The following is an 18,390-nucleotide window of genomic DNA, read 5'->3' as shown; positions in this document are numbered from 1 at the left end:
ATAAGTATCAAATTAACTTCATATTTTAATATGAATGTTAGTGTATTTTATATATTTTTAATATTATATTTCAAAATTATTTAAAATATTAACATTAAACTGTGAATCAATTATTGTATAAAAAGCGCATACAATTGACGGTCTTTGATTTTTTATCAAGAATAAATAGTGCTAAAGTTGTTAGTAAGAATTGCAATCATCATTATTCACTCAACAGCATGTGGAAGTAGATATGGAATGTCATGTGCCCACTGTCCCCTTTGGCGGAGTGCCGTCAAAAGTGAAGCAGTGGCTACTCGCCTTTTCAGCGTTATTCAACCCGCCGGGGATGAACGTCAATGAGGAAATTTGTCATGCCCTGGAGCAGCGGGCCTGTCAACGGCGGCACCTTGCCTGGAATTGGTCATTCCGCTTTTAAGTTATGTCTGACCGCAATGCGCTAATTTAAATGAAATAGGCCAGCAGGTATCGATTAATTTTCTGGTTCGGTGGCATGGCTAATAATAGTTTTGCCATTTTGCCCGTTATTGCTCTCCTCTTTTTTCTCTGACCGGAAATGAACATGATAATGAGATAATATCTTGACGATATTAAACTGAGTCCGGTCAGCGCCATGCTGGTGGTGGTCATCACCGCTTTTGGTTTTGTCTGTGCCTTTTTGGTCTTGCTGCTCTTTCTGCAAGATCAGCGCAGAGATCGTTTCAGTCATGACCACGCACGGTTGTATCGACTGGAAACCCGCTTTACGGTTCCCGGCGGTGAGATTATTCGCTCCGCCCGGGTTCCGCTACCGCTGGTGGATGTGCTGCAAAATGCCCCGCAGGTCAATGTCGCAGAGTTCACTTATCGTTTCTTCAGCGCTACCCGGATCGCCTGGTTCCGCGGGTAGCGCTGTTCGCCGTCAGCTCTGGCTTTCTTGACATGATGCACCCTTTTCAGCAGGCTCTTGCTCCGCCGGGGAAAAATGAAATGTATATCACCCCGAATTTAATCGTCGGTATTTGGGGTTCGACTCCCCCGTTGGCAAAACGATACATCTCGAAGGCAAAGGGATATTTACCATCAAAGGGGTGGTGCAGCCACAGCCGGCGTCCAGCCTGGCGATGCAGGCGATAATCGCCTTTTCGCCGGCGCTCGTGGAAGATTACTACGCCAGGCGAGGGGACTGGTACAGCACGCAGATTTATGCCTTCGCCCGGATGAAAACGCGGGCGCTGCCTGATGACTCGATGTTACAGGCGATTGTCAAGCGCCACGCGCCGCAGCTGCCCGGTGCGCCCTTTACCCCTTCGCAGTTTATTCAATTGAGCGCATGTCCAATTGGCGCCATGCATTATGATGGCGGCTATGCCGATGAAATCGCAACGGTGATTTCCCGCTGGCTGCTCTATACCCTTTACGGAGCCGGTGCCTTTGTCCTGGTGACGACCCTCATCAACTTTTTCAATCTCAACGGTATCCTGCACTCGGCCAAACGGAAGGGGCTGTACATCCGGCGTGCCCTGGGGGATTCGGATAGTGAGCTGCTGTTCTCTGCTTTCCTCGTCCAGGTAAACCGACCCCCACGGTAGCGCCGGCCATTCTGCCTGCCAGGCATCCCCGGACAGCGCAGCCAGTAGCGGCTGGTGTTCCGGCCCCTCGGGGGAGTAATAAAGCAACGTGCCCAGCGTCCTGCAGGTGAAGGCGATGGTGCCGCACGCCTCTGCTGACGCGATGGCCGCGTTGCTGTCAGCCCTTGACGCGCCGTTGCCGTTCAGGCAGCGTGCTGCCGAAACTGTGCGACAATCCGCGCCGGCTCGCTGACGATCCGCCTGCGGCTGTGGTAGCCCCTCTCGGCCGTCGGTACCGGAAATCTCAGTCATCATCAACTCGCTCGCAAAGCGGGCAGCCCTCGGCCGCCAGCGCGTGGTTAACCGGCCACCGCCATACCGACGGTCATATGCAGCCCGTAAAACACGGCCCGGCCGATGAGTTCGCCGCACAATACCCAAAGCATCCCAAACGCCAGTCCGCCGACCGCCGGCGTTTTTCACGCGCAGCTGCGGCAGCAACCAGAACGCCAGCCCAAGCACCAGCAGCACCAGAAGGCCGGCCATCAGCAAACCGTAATCGGGAATCAGCGTTACCGCCTGCTGCACGGAACTGTGGATTGTGGGTAGCTGGCTGGCCTGCAAAATGACCACCAGCAGGTGGCCAGCAGGGCAAGCGAGCTTACCCAGGGCAGATAGCGCATGGCAGCGTCCGGGACCCCCGCCGCGCGCAGCAGCAGATAGCCGAGCAGCGGGCCGCCTATCAATACCGTCAACACAAAACCGAGCGGCGTAAAGACGCTGTACCAGGTTGGCACGGTATCAATAAGATAGACCCGCTCCATGGCGTACAGAAAGACCAGCCCCGCCAGCGCCGTCACCACCAGCCAGAGTTTATCCAGCCCGACCGGCACGATTTAGCACCGCCAACAGCCAGTAAAGTCCGCCCAGGGCGAAAAACAGCGAGCCGGTCGCTATCTCGTTGCTCAGCGGCGAGGCACCCAGCCGGTTGAGGGCGTTCATGGCTCGCAACGGCGATCCCAAATGCAGCATGGATGCGGCAAAGCCCACCCCATCAGCGCCCACAGAAAAAACATCATCCTGCGCACCCGGCGACCGCTGTCTGCCGACAACCGCCCGCCGAGCAGCAGCGCTGCCATCGCCAGATAGCCGCCGATCACGCACTGGCCGGCCACGGTGAAAAACATTAACGGCCATTCATGCCATCCATTACCTATGTTACACCTCCCGCGGGTTAGCCAGGTAGCCGGTGGTATCGCCCACCGGCCGGTTATTGCTATTGTCCTTCAGCACCAGATTGGGCCGGGTGAAATGTGCCGGCGGCAACGGAGAGACTTCCGCCAGTTGACCGTACTTGGCGCGCAGCTGTTCGATAGGCGCCAGATCCAGAGCCCGTAAGGGGCAAGATTCAACGCAAATGGGTTTTTGCCCCACCGCCACCCGCTCGTGGCAGCCATCGCATTTGGTCATGTGGCCCTTTGGCGGCATCAAACTGCGGCGCGCCGTAAGGGCACGCCATATGGCAATAGCGGCAGCCGATGCAAATCTCTTCATTCACCACCACAAAACTGTCTTCCCCTTTATGCATGGCGGCGCTCGGGCAGACTTTAACGCAGGCCGGATCCTCGCAATGGTTGCAAGCGATGGACAGATAATAGGCAAAGACGTTCTGATGATAGCTGTCGCCATCCTGCTGCCAGTCGCCGCCGGCATATTCATAAATACGACGAAAACTAACCTGCGGCGACAGGTTTTTATAATACTTGCAAGCCAGCTCGCAGGTTTTACAGCCGGTGAAACGTTCGTAATCAACATAAAATCCGTATTAAGTACTCATTACCGACTCCCTACGCCTTATCTATCTGGATAAGATTGGTATGCTGCGGGGATTGCCCTTCGCCAGCGGCGACGGACGCTGCGTGGTGAGAGTATTGATGCAGCCACCATTATAGCCGTTCATATCGGCCAGGCGCCTTGGACAATTGCGGTTACCCCGGGCAAAATGCGCGGCGTGACTTTTGCCAGAATGTGGACCTCGCCGCGATCGTTAAAGACTCTGACCCAATCGCCGTTTTTAATCTCCCGCGATCGGGCGTCGAGGGGATTTATCCAGATGTCCTGCTGGCAGGCCGCCTGCAGGACATCGATATTGCCGTAGCTGGAGTGTGTCCGCGCTTTATAGTGGAATCCCGCCAGTTGCAGGGGGAAACGCGTGCGCAGCGGGTCATCCCAGCCCTCAAAGGTCGAGACATACTGCGGTAGCGGCGTAATGGTATCACCTTGCTGCAATTGCCAGCGGACGGCGATATCCGCCAGGCGCGCCGAGTAGATCTCGATTTTCCCCGACGGGGTTTTCAACGGATGGCCTGCGTGATCCTCGCGAAATTGGCGGGCGACAAAATGGCCGTCGGGATCGCGCGCGCGCATTTTGGCGTACAGATAGTGCAGCCACTCCGATTGACTGCGGCCCTCAGTGAATCGCTGCAAGACATCATCGCCCAGTAGGCGGGCGATTTCGCTGGTCATCCAGTAGAGAGACCGGTGTTCAAATTTCGCGCTGGTGGCCGGCTGGCCGAAAATCAGATAGCCCATATTGCCGGCATAATCGTTTGGCACGATATCTTCCTGCTCGGTGGTCATCAAGTACTGTAGCAGCAGGTCGGCGTACTTCGCCGACGAGGTCATGAAATTCTCCACAACCACGATCATCTCGCAATCTTTGTCGTTTTGCAGGATCTCGTGGGTGCGATTGATGTCAGAGTGCTGATTCACCAGCGTATTGCTGGCGTAATTCCAGATGAATTTAATTGGAACGTCGAGTTTATCCTTGCCCTGAATGCTATCTTTCAGCGCGGTCAATTCCCGACCGCGGGCAATGGCGTCGGTCCATAAAAACACCGGTATCTTGGTTTTCACCGGGTTGCTGCCCACCGGCAACCGTTCGATGGTAATGGTATAGGTGGACTCCCAGGCGCCGCTGTTGCCGCCGTTGATACCCACATTGCCGGTAAGAATCGACAGCATGGCGATGGCGTGCGAGGTTTGCTCGCCATTGGCCTGCCGTTGCGGTCCCCACCCCGGCAGATATAGGCCAGCTTGATGATGCGATCGCGCGGTATCGTGGTGATTTTTTCCGCCCAGGCGGGGTTTTGGCGATGCCATCGTCACCTTCGCCAAGAATGTACTCCTTGTAATGCCCGTTGGCGGGGGCGTCCGCCGGCAGGTTCTTCTCGTCATAGCCGATACAGTAAGTATCGAGAAACGCCTGATCCACCAGATTTTCGGTGATGAGAACCCAGGTGATGGCGTTCACCAGCGCGGCGTCGGTGCCCGGGCGGATGGGGATCCATTCGTCCTCGCGGCCGGCGGCGGTGTCGGTATAGCGTGGGTCGATGACGATCATGCGTGCCTGCGAGCGTTCCCGCGCATGCTCCAGATGATAGGTAATGCCGGCGCCGCTCATGCGTGTTTCCGCCGGGTTATTGCCGAACATCACCACCAATTTGGTATTGACGATGTCTGAGGTGCTATTGCCTTCATTGCTGCCGTAGGTGTAAGGCATGGCGGCGGCAATCTGCGCGGTGCTGTAGGTACCGTACTGGCCAAGCGATCCGCCATAGCAATTCATTAGCCTGGTGACCAGCGAGCCGGAAGGACAAGCGGCAAAAGTTGTCGCCGGTAATACCGGAGCTGTAATGAATGAAGACGGCTTCGTTGCCGTAATCTTTAACAATCCGCTTTAAATTGGCGCTCAGGGTGTCCAGCGCTTCGTCCCAACTGATGCGCTGAAATTTACCTTCGCTACGCTTGCCGACCCGCTTCATCGGATAATTCAGGCGGTCGGGATGGTTCATGCGGCAGCGAATAGAGCGGCCGCGCAGGCAGGCGAGCACCTGATGATCGCCATACTGGTCGTCGCTGGTGTGATCGGTTTCCACCCAGTACATTTCGTCATCGCGCACATGCATGCATGCGCAGCGCGTAGCGGCTGCCGCAGTTCACCGAGCACATACTCCAGACGACGTTATCTTGCGCGACGACGGGTACGGTAGACTCGGCGTGCGCCTGGCGAAAAGGCAGGGGTAGAACATGGCTGACCAGCAATAAACCGCCGGCTGCGGTACCGTCTTTAAGCAGGTCGCGCCGGCTGATAGTTACCGGCTCCTGCGGGGAAAGGGAGTTAGTTTTCATCGATCATCCATTGATTGCTCAAATAAAATTAAACCGCTCAGCGCAAGGTCAGTTAATTGTTATAAAAACTATTTTATTTTAGAGTAATAATTAACCTATGAACGAATGCATTTGTTTTCACTCAATGTTGTTATGGTTAATCACCACGGTGGGTGAAGAATGTGACAAAGATAGCGTTATTGGCGGGGATATAGCGTTATGGCACGCCGGCAAAGTAAGGCAAGGAGAGACATTGCATTGCAGGTAAGGCAAAGTGTGGCATTGTAGGGTTGGTGAGGTAGGGCGCGGGTGTTGGGTTCGCTGCGTGGGGGCCACAAGGGCGCCAGGATCACAGCCTGTGGGGCAGACGGGCAGCGGTGCGTATCAAAGAAGGGTCGGACGTGATGAGATGACGCATTAGCAGTATCATTGCTCGAGGATGGGGACACCCCCGGCGTTTATGATTAAGCACAACGGAAAGCAGATGATTACATTACGAAAAATGACCACGGCGGAGTTTGACCTCTACCTGCCCGGCGCGATTGAAGACTATGCACGCGATCTCAGCGACAATCACGGCTATTCATTGGCCGTTGGCCGCGATAACGCCGCGCGCATTATGCATGATTATCTTCCTGAGGGACCTGATACCGCCGACCACCGGCTGGGGTGCATCGTCTGTGACGACGAACGGGTGGGCTACCTTTGGGTCAGCCTGCGTAACCTGCCAGAGGCTTATATCTGCGATTTCAGTATCCTGCCGCAGTGGCGCCGCCGGGGTTACGGCCGTGCCGCATTGACAGCGCTGGATAGCAAGCTTATGGCCGCGGGATGTAAGGAGGTGGCGCTGCGGGTGTCGGCCAATAATCCTCACGCCCGCGCGCTGTATGAAAGTCATGCCTTCCACCTCACCGGCTACACCATGGCCCGACAACTGGTGCGGAACTGAGAGGCAGGCGCGTGACGGTCGCTTGCGCCACCGGGCGGTAGGATAGTGCACACAGGGGCCTGTCGTCGCCGGGCAGCGTTACTCCCCGACGGCGCAGCGCGGGATTATTTCAATCCCAGAGCATCACGCAGGGTATAGAACAAATCGGTTTGGTTCGTCAGGCCCGCAACATTGGCCGCATGGGGACCATAGGCGGCGATGCGCAAATGGGTGCCGGTATGGCCCTGAGATTCCGCATCTTCCGAGTTGCCTTAGCTTATCGCCATTATCGCGCCATCTTTGGTGGTTAGCGCCTGCGTCAAACCCGGCGCCTTGGCATCGGCCTCGATGATCTGGCTGTAATGGGCATGGTCCGCGGTGACCACCACCAGCGTATTCCTGTCGGAGCGGGCAAATTCCAGCGCAATTTGTACCGCCTCATCCAAATCCACCGTTTCACCAAATTGGCCGCAGGGGTTGGCGGCGTGATCCTGTTTATCTATCGATGCGCCCTCTACCTGCAGGAAAAAGCCCTGCGGATTGACTTTCAGTAAATTGATGGCCTTTTGGGTCATCATCGCCAGCGTGGGTACGCTGGCGCTACGGTCGGGGTTGTCGCCACAGGTGACGGGTTGACCATCGACGTTGCCGTGATACACCGCCTTCGGTCCCTGCCAGCGTACCGGCATATTGCCCTCGGCGAACAGTCCAAGAAACGGTTACTGCTGATTGGCGCCGGTGACGGCCTGCAGACCTTCGGCATCGTTTACCAGCAACGCCTGCTCACGCAGGGTTTTGCCCTGCCATTGGCCGGCTTTCGCCTGCTCGGCAAAGGTTTTGCCGCCGCCGCCCAGAGTGACGTCGGCCCGCGCCGCCAGCAACTACTCCGCAATCGAGCCGCGGCCGTTATTTTCCAGCGCCTGCGCGCTGCAAAGCTCACTGGTTTCTACCGGTCCATAGCATTTGCGGAAACTGACGTGGGCCACCAACGCCGCCGGCGTAGCGTCTTCGAGTTCGACGGTTGAGACATTGCCGGTCGCTTTACTCGCCGCTTTGGCCATTTCCAGGATCGTCGGGTGGTCTTGTCCGCGCATATCCACGTCCAGCGCGCCATTATAGGTTTTCACGCCGGTCGACCAGGCGGTGGCCGACGCGGCGGAATCGGTCACATAACTCGGCTTGTGGCTGGTTTTATCCAGAGAGTAATGGGTGTATTGACCGGTGATCGGTAGCGCGTCAATGCCCGGAAACATTTTTCCCGCGCCATAAGCATAATTGCGTGCGGCGGTAATTTCGGAATCGCCCATACCGTCACCGATAAGCAGAATCACATTTTTGGCCTGGCGGTTGCTGAGCGATGCGACCAATGTGGCGGTCTGATCGCCCTGCAGGCGGCGGGCACCGCCGGGTTGTGTGATATCGCCGGTGCGGCGAGACTGTTGGCTGCGAGAATAACGGCGCTTATTGCCAGAGAGAGGTGAACGTGTGCCAGAGGAATGCAACATCATAAAAGAGCTCCCATTGTCATTTTACTCTCTTAAACCTGACCGGAGTCTACGAAAGGGCGATGACGCTTTTATGACAATTCACCGCGGGCGTGAGTTCATCGGGCCAGCATGACCGCACACGCGGTCCATGCCTGATGCTCCCGCGCTACAGCGGGTGGCGCAGTTGTGTCCTGGAAGCTACGATTAAAAGCATGCTTATTTACTGACGTTTAAATGGATATTTCGATGACGACACTGGCTGATATCTCAGTGATGTTGAAACGAGCCCGCCGTCACGCCGGCCTATCGCAGGGGATTTTGGCGCAGTGTGCCGGCGTGGCGCGGACCACCGTGGCGCGTATGGAGACGCAGGCCAATAATGACATGAGCGTCTCCGCGCTGGTGCGCCTGCTGGACGCGGCGGGGTTCGATTTGCGTGCTGTCTTGCAGGGAAATTACTCCCTTGAGCGTTTTCTCACCCGGCAGCGACAGGACGAAAATGCCTGTTGAGGAGGTCTTAAGCCCGCGCTGGTCAATTGACCGAACGTGAGGCGTTGTTTGTTTTGGGGGTCTGGCGACATGCTTCGAGCTGAAAATTAGGATGATAATACGAATACCAGGGTCATCCGCGCCGGTCAGGGCTTTTCATTCAAGGTCCTGACCATCAATACTCATAAGGGCTTTGCCGCCTTCAATCGGCGCTTCATTCTGCCTGAACTGCGGGAAGCGGTCCGAACCGTCTCGCCGGACGTGGTGTTTTTGCAAGAGGTGCTGGGCGCCAATTAAAAACACGCCCGGCGCTTCGAGAATTGGCCGGTGGTGCCGCAATATGAATTTCTTGCCGACAGTTTATGGGAAGGTTTCGCCTATGGACGCAATGCGGTTTACCCCGATGGCGACCATGGCAACGCGTTGCTCTCCCGTTTCCCTATCAGTCGTTATCAGAACGTCGATATCTCGGTGGCGGGCGAGGAGAAGCGCGGTATGCTGCACTGCGAGCTGACGGTCCCCGGCTACGCGGGGACGCCGTTGCATATGATTTGTGTGCATCTCGGGCTGCGTGAGCAGGACAGGCCCAACTACGGCAGATGGGTCATCATGTCAACACCTTGCCCGACGATGCGCCGGTGGTGGTGGGGATTTTAACGACTGGCGCCCGCGCGCCAGCCCGATTTTGCATCGCGCCGCCGGGCTAAAGGAGGTGTTTACCGAAGCCCATGGCCGGACGGCCCGCACTTTCCCCGCATGTTTTCCCCTGCTGCGGCTGGATCGCATTTATGTGCGCAGCGTCCGCATTAGCCAGCCGACGCTGCTGGCGAAACGTTCCTGGTCTCATCTATCCGATCATGCGCCGCTGGCGGTGGAGATCCATTTATGAGTAATCCCGACACCATGAACATGGAGTGGTGCGAGGGAAATCGCATTAAATTGCTGGAAAATGGCGAAGCGTTTTTTCCGCGTCTGCACGAGAGCATCAACGCCGCCGAAAAGGAAGTGCTGCTTGAAACCTTTATACTGTTCGAGGATAAAGTCGGCCGCGAACTGCAACAAGTGCTGATCGCCGCCGCCCAGCGCGGCGTCCGTGTGGAATGCACGGTAGAAGGTTACGGCTCGCCCGATCTTTCCGACGCCTTCGTCGGCGCGATGACCAGTGCTGGCGTCCGTTTTCGCTATTACGATCCCCGGCTGGCGTTTATGGGGATGCGTACCAATCTGTTTCGCCGCCTGCACCGGAAAATAGTGGTGGTCGACGCCCATCTGGCGTTCGTCGCGGCATCAACTTTTCCCACGAGCGCTTAAGCGATTACGGGCCGCAGGCCAAACAGGATTATGCGGTGGAGATTGAAAGACCGGTGGTGGAGGATATTCACCGCTACTGCCTGCAGGCATTGTATAAACGCGACGAGCAGCGTAAACTATCTGGTGCCGGAGGTGGTGAATATTTATGAATACTGCCGTTGGCCGCTGCACGCCAAAGTGGCGGTGAAAGACGATGCCTAGGCTACCGTCGGATCCAGCAATCTTGACCCGCTGAGTTTGGTGCTCAATCTGGAAGCCAATGTCATCATTCACGATCGCGGCTTTAACCGCACCTTACGCGACAACCTTAACCGTCTTATCGCTAACGATTGTCAATGGGTGGATGAAAGCAAAGTGCCGCGACAGACGTATTGGCATTTGGCGAAAAGCGTGGTGGTGTTTCACTTCCTGCGCCACTTTCCCGCCTGGGTCGGCTGGTTGCCGGCGCATACACCGAAGCTGGCGCTGGTCCCCGCACCGGTACAGCCGGAGATGGAAACCCAGGATCTGACCGAACCGGAGAACGGGGGCGTAAAACCATGAATCTTTCCTCTTCCCTCGTGCGCCATGGCACTCGGCACGGCGAGAAATTCGGCAGCGATGCGCAGCACCGTTGGCTGACCTGGGGCAAGAAAATCATCACCTGGGTATTTTTGCTGGGCGTAGTAGTGCTGATGGGGGTATACGCCGGTAAGGTAGACTGGGATGACGTCCTCCAAGCGTTGAAGAATTATAGCCCTGGCGCTATGCTGGCGGCGATCGGACTGGTGGTGCTGAGTTACCTCATTTACGGCGTCTACGATCTGATCGGCAGCGCCTATTGCGGCCACAAGCTCGCCAGGCACCAGGTGATGCTGGTGTAGTTTATCTGCTACGCTTTTACCCTCACGCTCAGCACCTGGGTGGGCGGTATCGGCTGCGCTACCGGCTGTATTCACGGCTGGGACTCTCCAACAGCGCCATTACCCGCGTATTTACCCTGAGTATCGCGCCAACTGGCTGGGATATATCCTGCTGGCCGGCCTGGTTTGCGCTTTCGGCGTCATCAAGCTGCCGGCCAGCTGGGGGATTGGCGAAGTTGCGCTGCGGCTGATAGGGGTAGGACTGCTGGCGTTTATTGTGGCCTATCTCGGCTTATGCACCTTTTCCAAACGTCGCCGCTGGACGGTACGCGGGCAAAAGCTGGTGTTGCCGTCGTTGCGTATGGCGTTAGCGCAATTGGCGGTGTCCGTCGCCAACTGGCTCGTCATGGCAGGCATTATTTATATTTTGCTGAACGACAAGGTGAACTTCCCGCTTGTGCTGGGGTGCTGCTGGTGAGTAGTATAGCCGGCGTCATCATCCATATTCCGGCCGGTATCGGGGTGTTGGAGGCGGTATTTGTCGCCATGCTGCACGGCCAGTCGATTTTCCATGGCACTATTATCACCGCGCTCCTCGCCTACCGCGCCATCTATTTTATCGCGCCGTTGCTGCTGGCGATTGTGCTCTACCTCGGCCTGGAAAGCCGCGCCAAAAACGAGCGTGACGAGCAGCGACAAGCGCCTGACGGCGATGATGTGCCGCCGGCGTAGATGTGTCAGCGACGGCCGATCCTCTGCCACGGCCCACGATGGTCTACCGCGGGAGATGCGGGGTGCGGGATCGGCCGTTGCTTAATGCTCAGTGGGAATAGGCATCCGGGCAGAAAGGGTTCACAGCGTGATGTGCCCTTCAATAAGCGTCGAAGAATAGCCGCCGATCCACGGCTCGGCTCGCAGGTAATCCACAAAAACCCGCCCATCGCGCTGCTTGCAGGTGCCTTGGCGCACCCGGTAGCTTTCGGCGAACGCCGGATTGCCGGCGAAATCACGCTGCGGCAGCAGTCGCGCCAGACAGGCGTTGGCGCTGCCGGTGACGGGATCTTCCACCAGGCTGCCGTGTTCAATGATAAATGCCCGCATTTCAAAATCTACGTCGCTTGTCGGGCCATGACGACCATAAAACGCCATGCCGGAAGCATTGCAGCGCGTGAGCAAATCGGCCAGCGCATTACTCTCCGGTTGCAGCCTGAGACAAACCTCGGCGCTGGACACCTCGACCATCAACCAGCGTATGCCCATATTCACCACGGTTGGCGCCCCGTCGCCAACCGAAGGTTCTCCCCCCGCGGCCGTGGTCAATAAAGCGTAGCTTTGCGCGGCGAGCGGCGTCATCGCAGCCTCGGGGGCCTCGAAAGCCAACATGCCGTCACGGGCGATGGTGATAGCGACATTGCCGACGCCACATTGTTGCACCAGATGACCGGGCAACTTGGGTTTAAAGCCGTTCTCCAGCAGCGCATGGGCAGTTCCCAGGGTGGGATGGCCGGCAAAGGGCAGTTCACCGGCCGGCGAATAGATTTTCACCTGATAATCAGCCTGCGGCTCGGAGGGCGGCAGCACAAACGTCGTTTCTGACAGGTTTGTCCAACGGGCGATAGCCAGCATCTGACCCTCTGACAGGCCATCCGCATCCATCACCACCGCCAGCGGATTGCCATTGAGCGGCACCGCGGAAAAAACATCGACTTGTTTAAAACGGAGTAATTCACTCATGATTTTCCTAGTAATCATAGGGCCAAAAGGGTTGCCGCGCGCGGGCTTTCAAGATTAATACTACTCCAGGTGGCGTATAATGAGAAAATTCCTGTTAAGCCATCCCGATCGAGTTATTTTGGAATCGCTGTCGCCCGCATGACATTTCGTTGCTAAAGATGTCACAGAGAATATGTTATTTCAATAAATGATTCGTTGAAAAATAAGGTAATGGCTAAGTTATTGACGCTAACGTGCAATAAAGCAACCCTCCTCAGGAAAATAACGTTAACAGCAATGAAACCACATTGTCCTGAGATGGAACGGTAATTGCCGCCGCCTTTAGCGCGCGCATCCAATGTTGCAACCACCCTCACCGTTAACGCTCCCCAGTCGACGGAGGTATTGAGACCTTATCGCTTATCGCTTATCGCTTATCGCTTATCGCGTTTTAGTTTTGTCGCGGCTTGAAAGCGCACAGTATATGGCAAACCTGCACGTGGGTAAGGGTGTTTGTCTGGACCGGCCTTTGGTTAAACCGAACTTGAGGGAGCCGCCCGCGGCCGGAAAAGAGAAGGCCCGGGCGGGACAGGTTAATGTGGTGGTCCGCCAGTGCGGACCGCCACCACCTCCCCAGCCACCGCCGCCGGGCGGGGGCCACAGACAGCCGCTCAGGGCGGCGTTCAAAAAGACAATGCCAAGAAACATAAATAATTGACGCATGCGTTAACTCCATGGATAAATAATTTTATAGGTCAAATCATTCACCGAGGATGTATTTTAATCAATGCAAGACACAGTAAAGGAACTGTAAAAACGATGACTGCTGTAACAAGGTGAAGATAAAAAATACGGGCTACGTAAAAAAAGAATTTGCAATGCTGAACGCTATAGGAGTAAGCCGAATAACGCTCCGCTGACGGCGCCGGTTTAACAATCAGGAAATATCTTAATTTATTACAATCATGATTTAAAGCTATCGCGTATCACATCCTCAGCCGTTGTAATGGCGGCATGCTAAAACGTGGCCCGTGTTGAGAAGCATATTGTTAGGCTGATCGTTTGCCACCCAAAAAAAGACCGCCCCGTGGGACGGTTAATATGCAGACGGCGGTATCTCCGGCTTTGCCGGGTGAGGGTTTAGTTATAGATAACGGCGGTGCTGTGCATATTACGCTGTCCCGACAAAGATGTCGGGGGGTAGCTCGGAGAGTGGTTGCCGTTCACTTTATCTCCCGGCTCGCCAGAATTAAGGGCAATACCGCTATGACCCGACGCCGCAGCAAGCGTACCAGGAAAAGCATCTGCCGGGGAGGGGAGGCCGACGGCCAGCGCCCCTGAAGACAGCAGGCTGAGGGCGATAGTAAAAATAAATAATTTTATTTTTTCATGGATTTATCTCCCGACTTTACCGTCAGAAGGATGGCGGCTGGATAAATAGTTAACAGTTGATAACTAAATTATAGACCGTACCGGGCGCGCAGGCAAGATAATATTTTAATAATCGTTAATATAATTTTTCCGATGCGCACATATTGCAAAAAGCCCCTCGACACGGGGATGAGTATTTTTTATAATGATCATTAATTTAGTGCAATTTTTCACCCATTCGGCAAGAGAGGAGCTATGAGCGACCATCAAGCCGCCTGTGTCAAAAAGGGGCGCGGGCGTCCGAAACAATTCGATCGTGAAGCCGCCCTGGACCAGGCGTTGCAACTGTTTTGGCGCCATGGCTATGAAGCCACTTCCCTTGCCGATCTTGTCGAAGCTACGGGCGCCAAGGCGCCTACGCTGTATGCGGAATTTGGTAATAAAGAAGGGCTGTTCCGCGCCGCGGCGGAACGCTATGTGACCAAGTTTGCCGAGAAGGGTAAGGCCTTGCTGGCGCGTCCCGGTTTTACCGTCACCCAGGCCATCGAGGATTTTTACCGCGCCGCAGCCGGTATGTTTACCGATAAGAGCCTGCCGTCCGGCTGCTTCATTATTTGTACCTCGGCGGCGCTGGCAGCGTCGTCAGATGAAGTGGCGCAGATCCTGCGCTCGCGTCACCATTTGCAGGAGCATACGTTACTGGATTTTCTGCTGGCGCGGCAACAGCAGGGGGAACTCCCGGCCGGCACCGACTGTGCCGTACTGGCGAAATATCTCGCCTGCTCGCTGCAGGGGATGTCGGTTCAGGCGCGTGACGGCGCCAGTGAAGAGGATCTCAACGGCATCGTCACCACCCTGATGGCTGTCTGGCCTACCTTAATCCAAACCTGCCGCCAGGTGAGCGGTGTGCAGGCCACAGAACACGCCTGATAGCGAGTGGCTAGGGCCTGATTGTTCTGGGGCCCTATTATCAACCGGCGCACCATTGCCTGATTAGGTCACCTGCGTGTATTGCCTGAACCGATGACCTCGCCGTTACGAGCTGTGTGCTATTGCCTGAGCTGATGACCTTGTCGCTACGCGCTGTGCAATATGCCCTGATCAGCGTCGGTCACGTGCATCGTGGCGTGGCGCTTCGCTATTGCGCAGTAAAGGCCTCCGTCGCCTGCCAGCCCCCCCCCGAGAGCCACGATCAACTGGACGCTGGCAACCCATTGCGTACTTTGCAGCGATAGCAGGCTCTGCTGCTGGGAAAGGCTGGTATTTTGCGTGGTGGCCACATCAAGGTAATCAATCATTCCCGCTTCATATTGGTTGTAGGTAACCCGCACCGACTCTTGCGCCGCCTGCGCCGCACGCTGCTGGGACGCGATTTCGCTCTCCAGGGTCTGCAACTGGACCAGATAATCTTCAACTTCCTGGAACCCTGCCAGCACCGTTTGGCGATAGTTGGCGACGCTTGCATCGTAGCTGGCCTCCGCCTGTTCTACCTGCGCTTTGGTGGCGCCGAAGTCCAGCAGGGTACCGCTCAATTCCGGCCCCAGCGACCAGGTCCGGTTGGGTAACGACAACAGATTGTGCAACGCGGAGCTGGTGAAGCCCCCGCTGGCGCTCAGGGTTAAATCAGGATAATAGGCCGCTTTGGCGACGCCTATCGCGCCCTTCGCTGCCAGCCTGATATTTAATGCCGATGATGCGCACATAACGCTCATAAGCGGTGATACTTTGCTGATAGAGTGCCAACTGCTGATCCATCACCCGCAGTTGGAAATAGTCCTGCGCCAGCGTTGATTGTGCGCTTAGGGTGATATTAGCCAGTTCCGCCTCGCTCGCTTGGGCGCTGGCCCGGTTCTCTTCCAGCGTGTGGCGCAGCTTGCCCCACAAATCCAGCTCCCAGCTGGCGGTGGCGCTATGACTATTGGTGGTCGCGCTGCGGTTGCCCGAACGGTTGCTGGACGCCGTGCCGGTCACGCTTGGGTAGAGATCGGCGCGTGATTGCCGCGCCAGCGCCAGGGGAATAAACTTCAGTGCGCGGTGTGTATCATTCATTGTCATGTTTCACTCTTATAGCGGCGTCAGGCCGTGCCAGTTTTCCGTAAGCGATGCCAGGCGTGCTGGCTTTTGCGGCTAAGGCGATCAAGATAGAGATAAACCACTGGTGTGGTAAACAGGGTCAACAGCTGGCTCAGGGCCAACCCGCCGGCGATGGCCATACCCAGGGGGCTACGCAGATCCGCGTCACCGTCGCCAGGATCAACCAGGGCATGGACGCGGCCAGCGTGGCGAACGCTTTGGCGGTCCCCCTGGAAGCCGGCCTGAATGGTGCTGGGCAGGGCAATTTTTACCATCGCGTCCTTGATGGCCGTCTGCGCCTGTTCCAGCGATACGCCATCGGCCAGATTAAAGGCGACTGTGCTGGTGGCGGACTGCCGCTGATGCGCCACCGAAAGCGCCGCATTGGCGCTGCTGAAGGTCACGAACGCCGACAGGGGAATAGTTTCACCGTTGTCGTTGACAACAAAAAGTTTTTTCAGTATCTCGGCATCGCCGGTATAAGCCTCGTTAAGTCCCATAATCACATGATATTGATTTAAGGTTTTATAGATTGTTGCCACCTGGCGCTGGCTGAAAGAGTTATTGAGCATCGTGTCGAGCATGTCGGCATTCACCCCCAACCGGGTGGCTTTATCGCGATCGATGTTCAGCATGATCTCTTGACAGCCGTTTTCACTATCGGCGTCCAGACGCGCAACAGATTGAGATCATCGGCCTGCAGACTGTATTGATATGACGCGTTGGCGCTGCATCCGCCGATATGGATATCCTGCGCCGCCATCAAAAACAGCTGCATACCCGCCTCTTTGCGAAACTTATTGGTCAGCCGGTTCGCGACTTCGGTGGTGCTATCGCTGCGCTTGTCATAATCCTTCAGGCGCACAAAGAAGGTACCGCTGTTGCGCGATCCGAACGCGCCGCCGCCGATGGACGACATCACGCCATCCACCGCTGGATCCTGTTGGATAAGCTTGGCTATCGCTTCCACTTTGGGTTTCATCGCCTGGAACGAAATATTTTGATCGGCGCGCACCATCCCCATCAGCAGGCCGGTATCCTGGTTGGGGAAGAACCCTTTTTGCACTACGCCGTATAAAAAAGTTGAGCATGATGGTCAGCACCAGGCTGAAGAGCGTGAGCCTTTGATGGCGCATCACCCAGCCCAGCGCCAGCGCATATCCCGCCAGCAGTCGGGCCAGCCCGCGCTCAATTAGCAAATAGATCCGGTTGGGGCGTTTGCTTACCGGCGGTTTGCGCCGCAGCAGCCGTGAGAACAGCATCGGCGTCAGGCTAAGCGACACGACCATCGAAATCAACAGCGAAACGGTGAGCGTGACGGCGAATTCCCGAAACAGCCGACCGACAATACTGCCCATCAGCAGAATGGGAATGAACACCGCCACCAGCGACAGCGTCATCGCCAGGACCGTAAACCCGACTTCCTGTGCGCCCTTGATCGAGGCACGTACCGGTCCAAGGCCTTCTTCGATATAGCGGGTGATGTTTTCCAGCACCACAATGGCGTCATCGACCACAAAGCCGGTGCAGATGATCAGCGCCATGAGGGACAGGTTATCCAAACTGTAATCGAGCAGATACATCACCGCGCAGGTGCCGATAAGCGATACCGGCAACGCCAGCGCCGGAATGATCACCGCCTGCAGGTTGCGCAGAAAGATAAACACCACGGCGATCACCAGGAAAATTGCAATGAGCAGCGTCTCTTCGGTGTCGTACAGCGAGGCGCGAATGGTGGGCGAACGGTCCACCACTTTATGTAGCTCGACATCGCCGGGCAATTCCGTCTGTAGCGCGGCGTTGATGGCGTCGATGGTTTCCAGCATATTCGCGCCGGTCTGGCGGGTGACGCCTATCATCACCGAAGGGGTTTGATTGTAATAACCGATGTTGTATTTATCTTCCACCGAGTCGATGACGGTGGCGACATCGCTAAGGTGGATGGCGGTACCGTTGATATAGGTAATAATAAGCGAACGATAATCCCGCGCTTTGTCCAACTGCCCGTTACTGTCCACCAGAAACGAAGTCCGTTCGTCCATCGGACGGATTGGCTTTGCGGTAGGTCGGTAATGACGGCATGCTGCTTGGCAGCAAACTGCGTGCGGCATTGATTGCCGCCTGCACATCGTGGGCGGCGCCATTGATATTGCGGTCGAGCTCGAACTGCAAAATAATCCGCGTCGACCCCGTGCTGCTGCTGGAGGTCATTTCGGTCACACCGGCTATCTGGCCAAGCGAACGCTCCAGCGGGGTGGCCACGGTAGTCGCCATGGTTTCCAGACTGGCGCTGACCATAATGGTAGAAAAATCAACCTGCGGCAGCGGCGCCACCGGCAGCAGCCGGAGCCCAGCAAGCCGAGCAACAAAATGGCAAGCGTGAGCAGCAGCGTCACCACCGGCCGAAAGATAAACAGCCGTGAGATATTCATTGCGATGCTTGCCTGTTTTTGCGC

The 18,390-nt window shown here is 56.3% G+C and carries 9 protein-coding genes and 9 pseudogenes; 9 read left to right on the top strand and 9 right to left on the bottom strand.

What is annotated here, in order from left to right:
• Nucleotides 1–232 precede the first annotated feature (232 nt).
• On the top strand, nucleotides 233–418 hold the full coding sequence (locus tag SGP1_RS30255) for a hypothetical protein (protein WP_148203597.1): 186 nt from the start codon (nucleotides 233–235) through the stop codon (nucleotides 416–418).
• Nucleotides 419–472: 54 nt separating this feature from the next.
• Here SGP1_RS30255 and SGP1_RS30980 read toward each other — a convergent pair whose 3' ends face one another.
• Nucleotides 473–709, bottom strand: coding sequence for a hypothetical protein (locus tag SGP1_RS30980; protein ID WP_158302452.1), 237 nt, complete (start codon nucleotides 707–709; stop codon nucleotides 473–475).
• A gap of 12 nt (nucleotides 710–721) precedes the next feature.
• Here SGP1_RS30980 and SGP1_RS30975 point away from each other — a divergent pair, with 12 nt between their 5' ends.
• Nucleotides 722–889, top strand: a complete 168-nt coding sequence (locus SGP1_RS30975) for a hypothetical protein (RefSeq protein ID WP_158302451.1) — start codon at nucleotides 722–724, stop codon at nucleotides 887–889.
• A gap of 112 nt (nucleotides 890–1,001) precedes the next feature.
• Nucleotides 1,002–1,571, top strand: coding sequence for a hypothetical protein (locus tag SGP1_RS25930; RefSeq protein WP_148203596.1), 570 nt, complete (start codon nucleotides 1,002–1,004; stop codon nucleotides 1,569–1,571).
• Between the two features lie 338 nt (nucleotides 1,572–1,909).
• Here SGP1_RS25930 and SGP1_RS25925 read toward each other — a convergent pair.
• From SGP1_RS25925 to SGP1_RS35825, 3 pseudogenes are all read right to left on the bottom strand, one after another.
• Nucleotides 1,910–2,767: pseudogene (locus SGP1_RS25925) on the bottom strand (DmsC/YnfH family molybdoenzyme membrane anchor subunit).
• Between the two features lies 1 nt (nucleotide 2,768).
• Nucleotides 2,769–3,375: pseudogene (locus SGP1_RS19260) on the bottom strand (DMSO/selenate family reductase complex B subunit); the annotation flags it as partial.
• A gap of 22 nt (nucleotides 3,376–3,397) precedes the next feature.
• Nucleotides 3,398–5,741 (bottom strand): annotated as a pseudogene (locus tag SGP1_RS35825) (DMSO/selenate family reductase complex A subunit).
• Nucleotides 5,742–6,204: 463 nt separating this feature from the next.
• Here SGP1_RS35825 and SGP1_RS19240 point away from each other — a divergent pair.
• On the top strand, nucleotides 6,205–6,669 hold the full coding sequence (locus tag SGP1_RS19240) for a GNAT family N-acetyltransferase (RefSeq protein WP_041867684.1): 465 nt from the start codon (nucleotides 6,205–6,207) through the stop codon (nucleotides 6,667–6,669).
• Between the two features lie 104 nt (nucleotides 6,670–6,773).
• Here SGP1_RS19240 and phoA read toward each other — a convergent pair.
• Nucleotides 6,774–8,153, bottom strand: a pseudogene (gene phoA / locus SGP1_RS19235) (alkaline phosphatase).
• Between the two features lie 228 nt (nucleotides 8,154–8,381).
• Between phoA and SGP1_RS19230 the strand changes: the two are divergent.
• The 4 genes and pseudogenes from SGP1_RS19230 to SGP1_RS19215 all read left to right on the top strand — a co-directional run bounded on the left by SGP1_RS19230 (nucleotide 8,382) and on the right by SGP1_RS19215 (nucleotide 11,509).
• On the top strand, nucleotides 8,382–8,645 hold the full coding sequence (locus SGP1_RS19230; RefSeq protein ID WP_041867683.1) for a helix-turn-helix domain-containing protein: 264 nt from the start codon (nucleotides 8,382–8,384) through the stop codon (nucleotides 8,643–8,645).
• Between the two features lie 114 nt (nucleotides 8,646–8,759).
• Nucleotides 8,760–9,513 (top strand): annotated as a pseudogene (locus SGP1_RS19225) (endonuclease/exonuclease/phosphatase family protein).
• A gap of 14 nt (nucleotides 9,514–9,527) precedes the next feature.
• Nucleotides 9,528–10,478 (top strand): annotated as a pseudogene (locus SGP1_RS19220) (phospholipase D-like domain-containing protein).
• Nucleotides 10,475–11,509: pseudogene (locus SGP1_RS19215) on the top strand (lysylphosphatidylglycerol synthase domain-containing protein). The pseudogenes SGP1_RS19220 and SGP1_RS19215 overlap by 4 nt, the downstream one beginning before the upstream one ends.
• A gap of 120 nt (nucleotides 11,510–11,629) precedes the next feature.
• Here the strand turns inward: SGP1_RS19215 and SGP1_RS19210 are convergent.
• On the bottom strand, nucleotides 11,630–12,511 hold the full coding sequence (locus SGP1_RS19210) for a PhzF family phenazine biosynthesis protein (protein WP_011411907.1): 882 nt from the start codon (nucleotides 12,509–12,511) through the stop codon (nucleotides 11,630–11,632).
• 161 nt (nucleotides 12,512–12,672) lie between these two features.
• Nucleotides 12,673–12,867 carry a hypothetical protein gene (locus SGP1_RS34420; protein WP_148203595.1) on the bottom strand — a complete coding sequence of 65 codons (195 nt, stop codon included), beginning with the start codon at nucleotides 12,865–12,867 and terminating at the stop codon, nucleotides 12,673–12,675.
• 1,249 nt (nucleotides 12,868–14,116) lie between these two features.
• Here SGP1_RS34420 and SGP1_RS19200 point away from each other — a divergent pair.
• Complete coding sequence (locus SGP1_RS19200) at nucleotides 14,117–14,791, top strand: TetR/AcrR family transcriptional regulator (RefSeq protein WP_011411906.1); 675 nt, start codon at nucleotides 14,117–14,119, stop codon at nucleotides 14,789–14,791.
• 230 nt (nucleotides 14,792–15,021) lie between these two features.
• Here SGP1_RS19200 and SGP1_RS28310 read toward each other — a convergent pair.
• A pseudogene (locus SGP1_RS28310) lies at nucleotides 15,022–15,871 on the bottom strand (TolC family protein); the annotation flags it as partial.
• 65 nt (nucleotides 15,872–15,936) lie between these two features.
• Nucleotides 15,937–18,366 (bottom strand): annotated as a pseudogene (locus SGP1_RS19190) (efflux RND transporter permease subunit).
• Nucleotides 18,367–18,390: the final 24 nt, after the last annotated feature.

The organism is Sodalis glossinidius str. 'morsitans', assembly GCF_000010085.1.
GTDB classification, from domain to species: Bacteria; Pseudomonadota; Gammaproteobacteria; order Enterobacterales; family Enterobacteriaceae; genus Sodalis; species Sodalis glossinidius.
The sequence above is the reverse complement of the archived record's forward strand: the minus strand, read 5'-3'. Positions and strand labels throughout refer to the sequence as shown.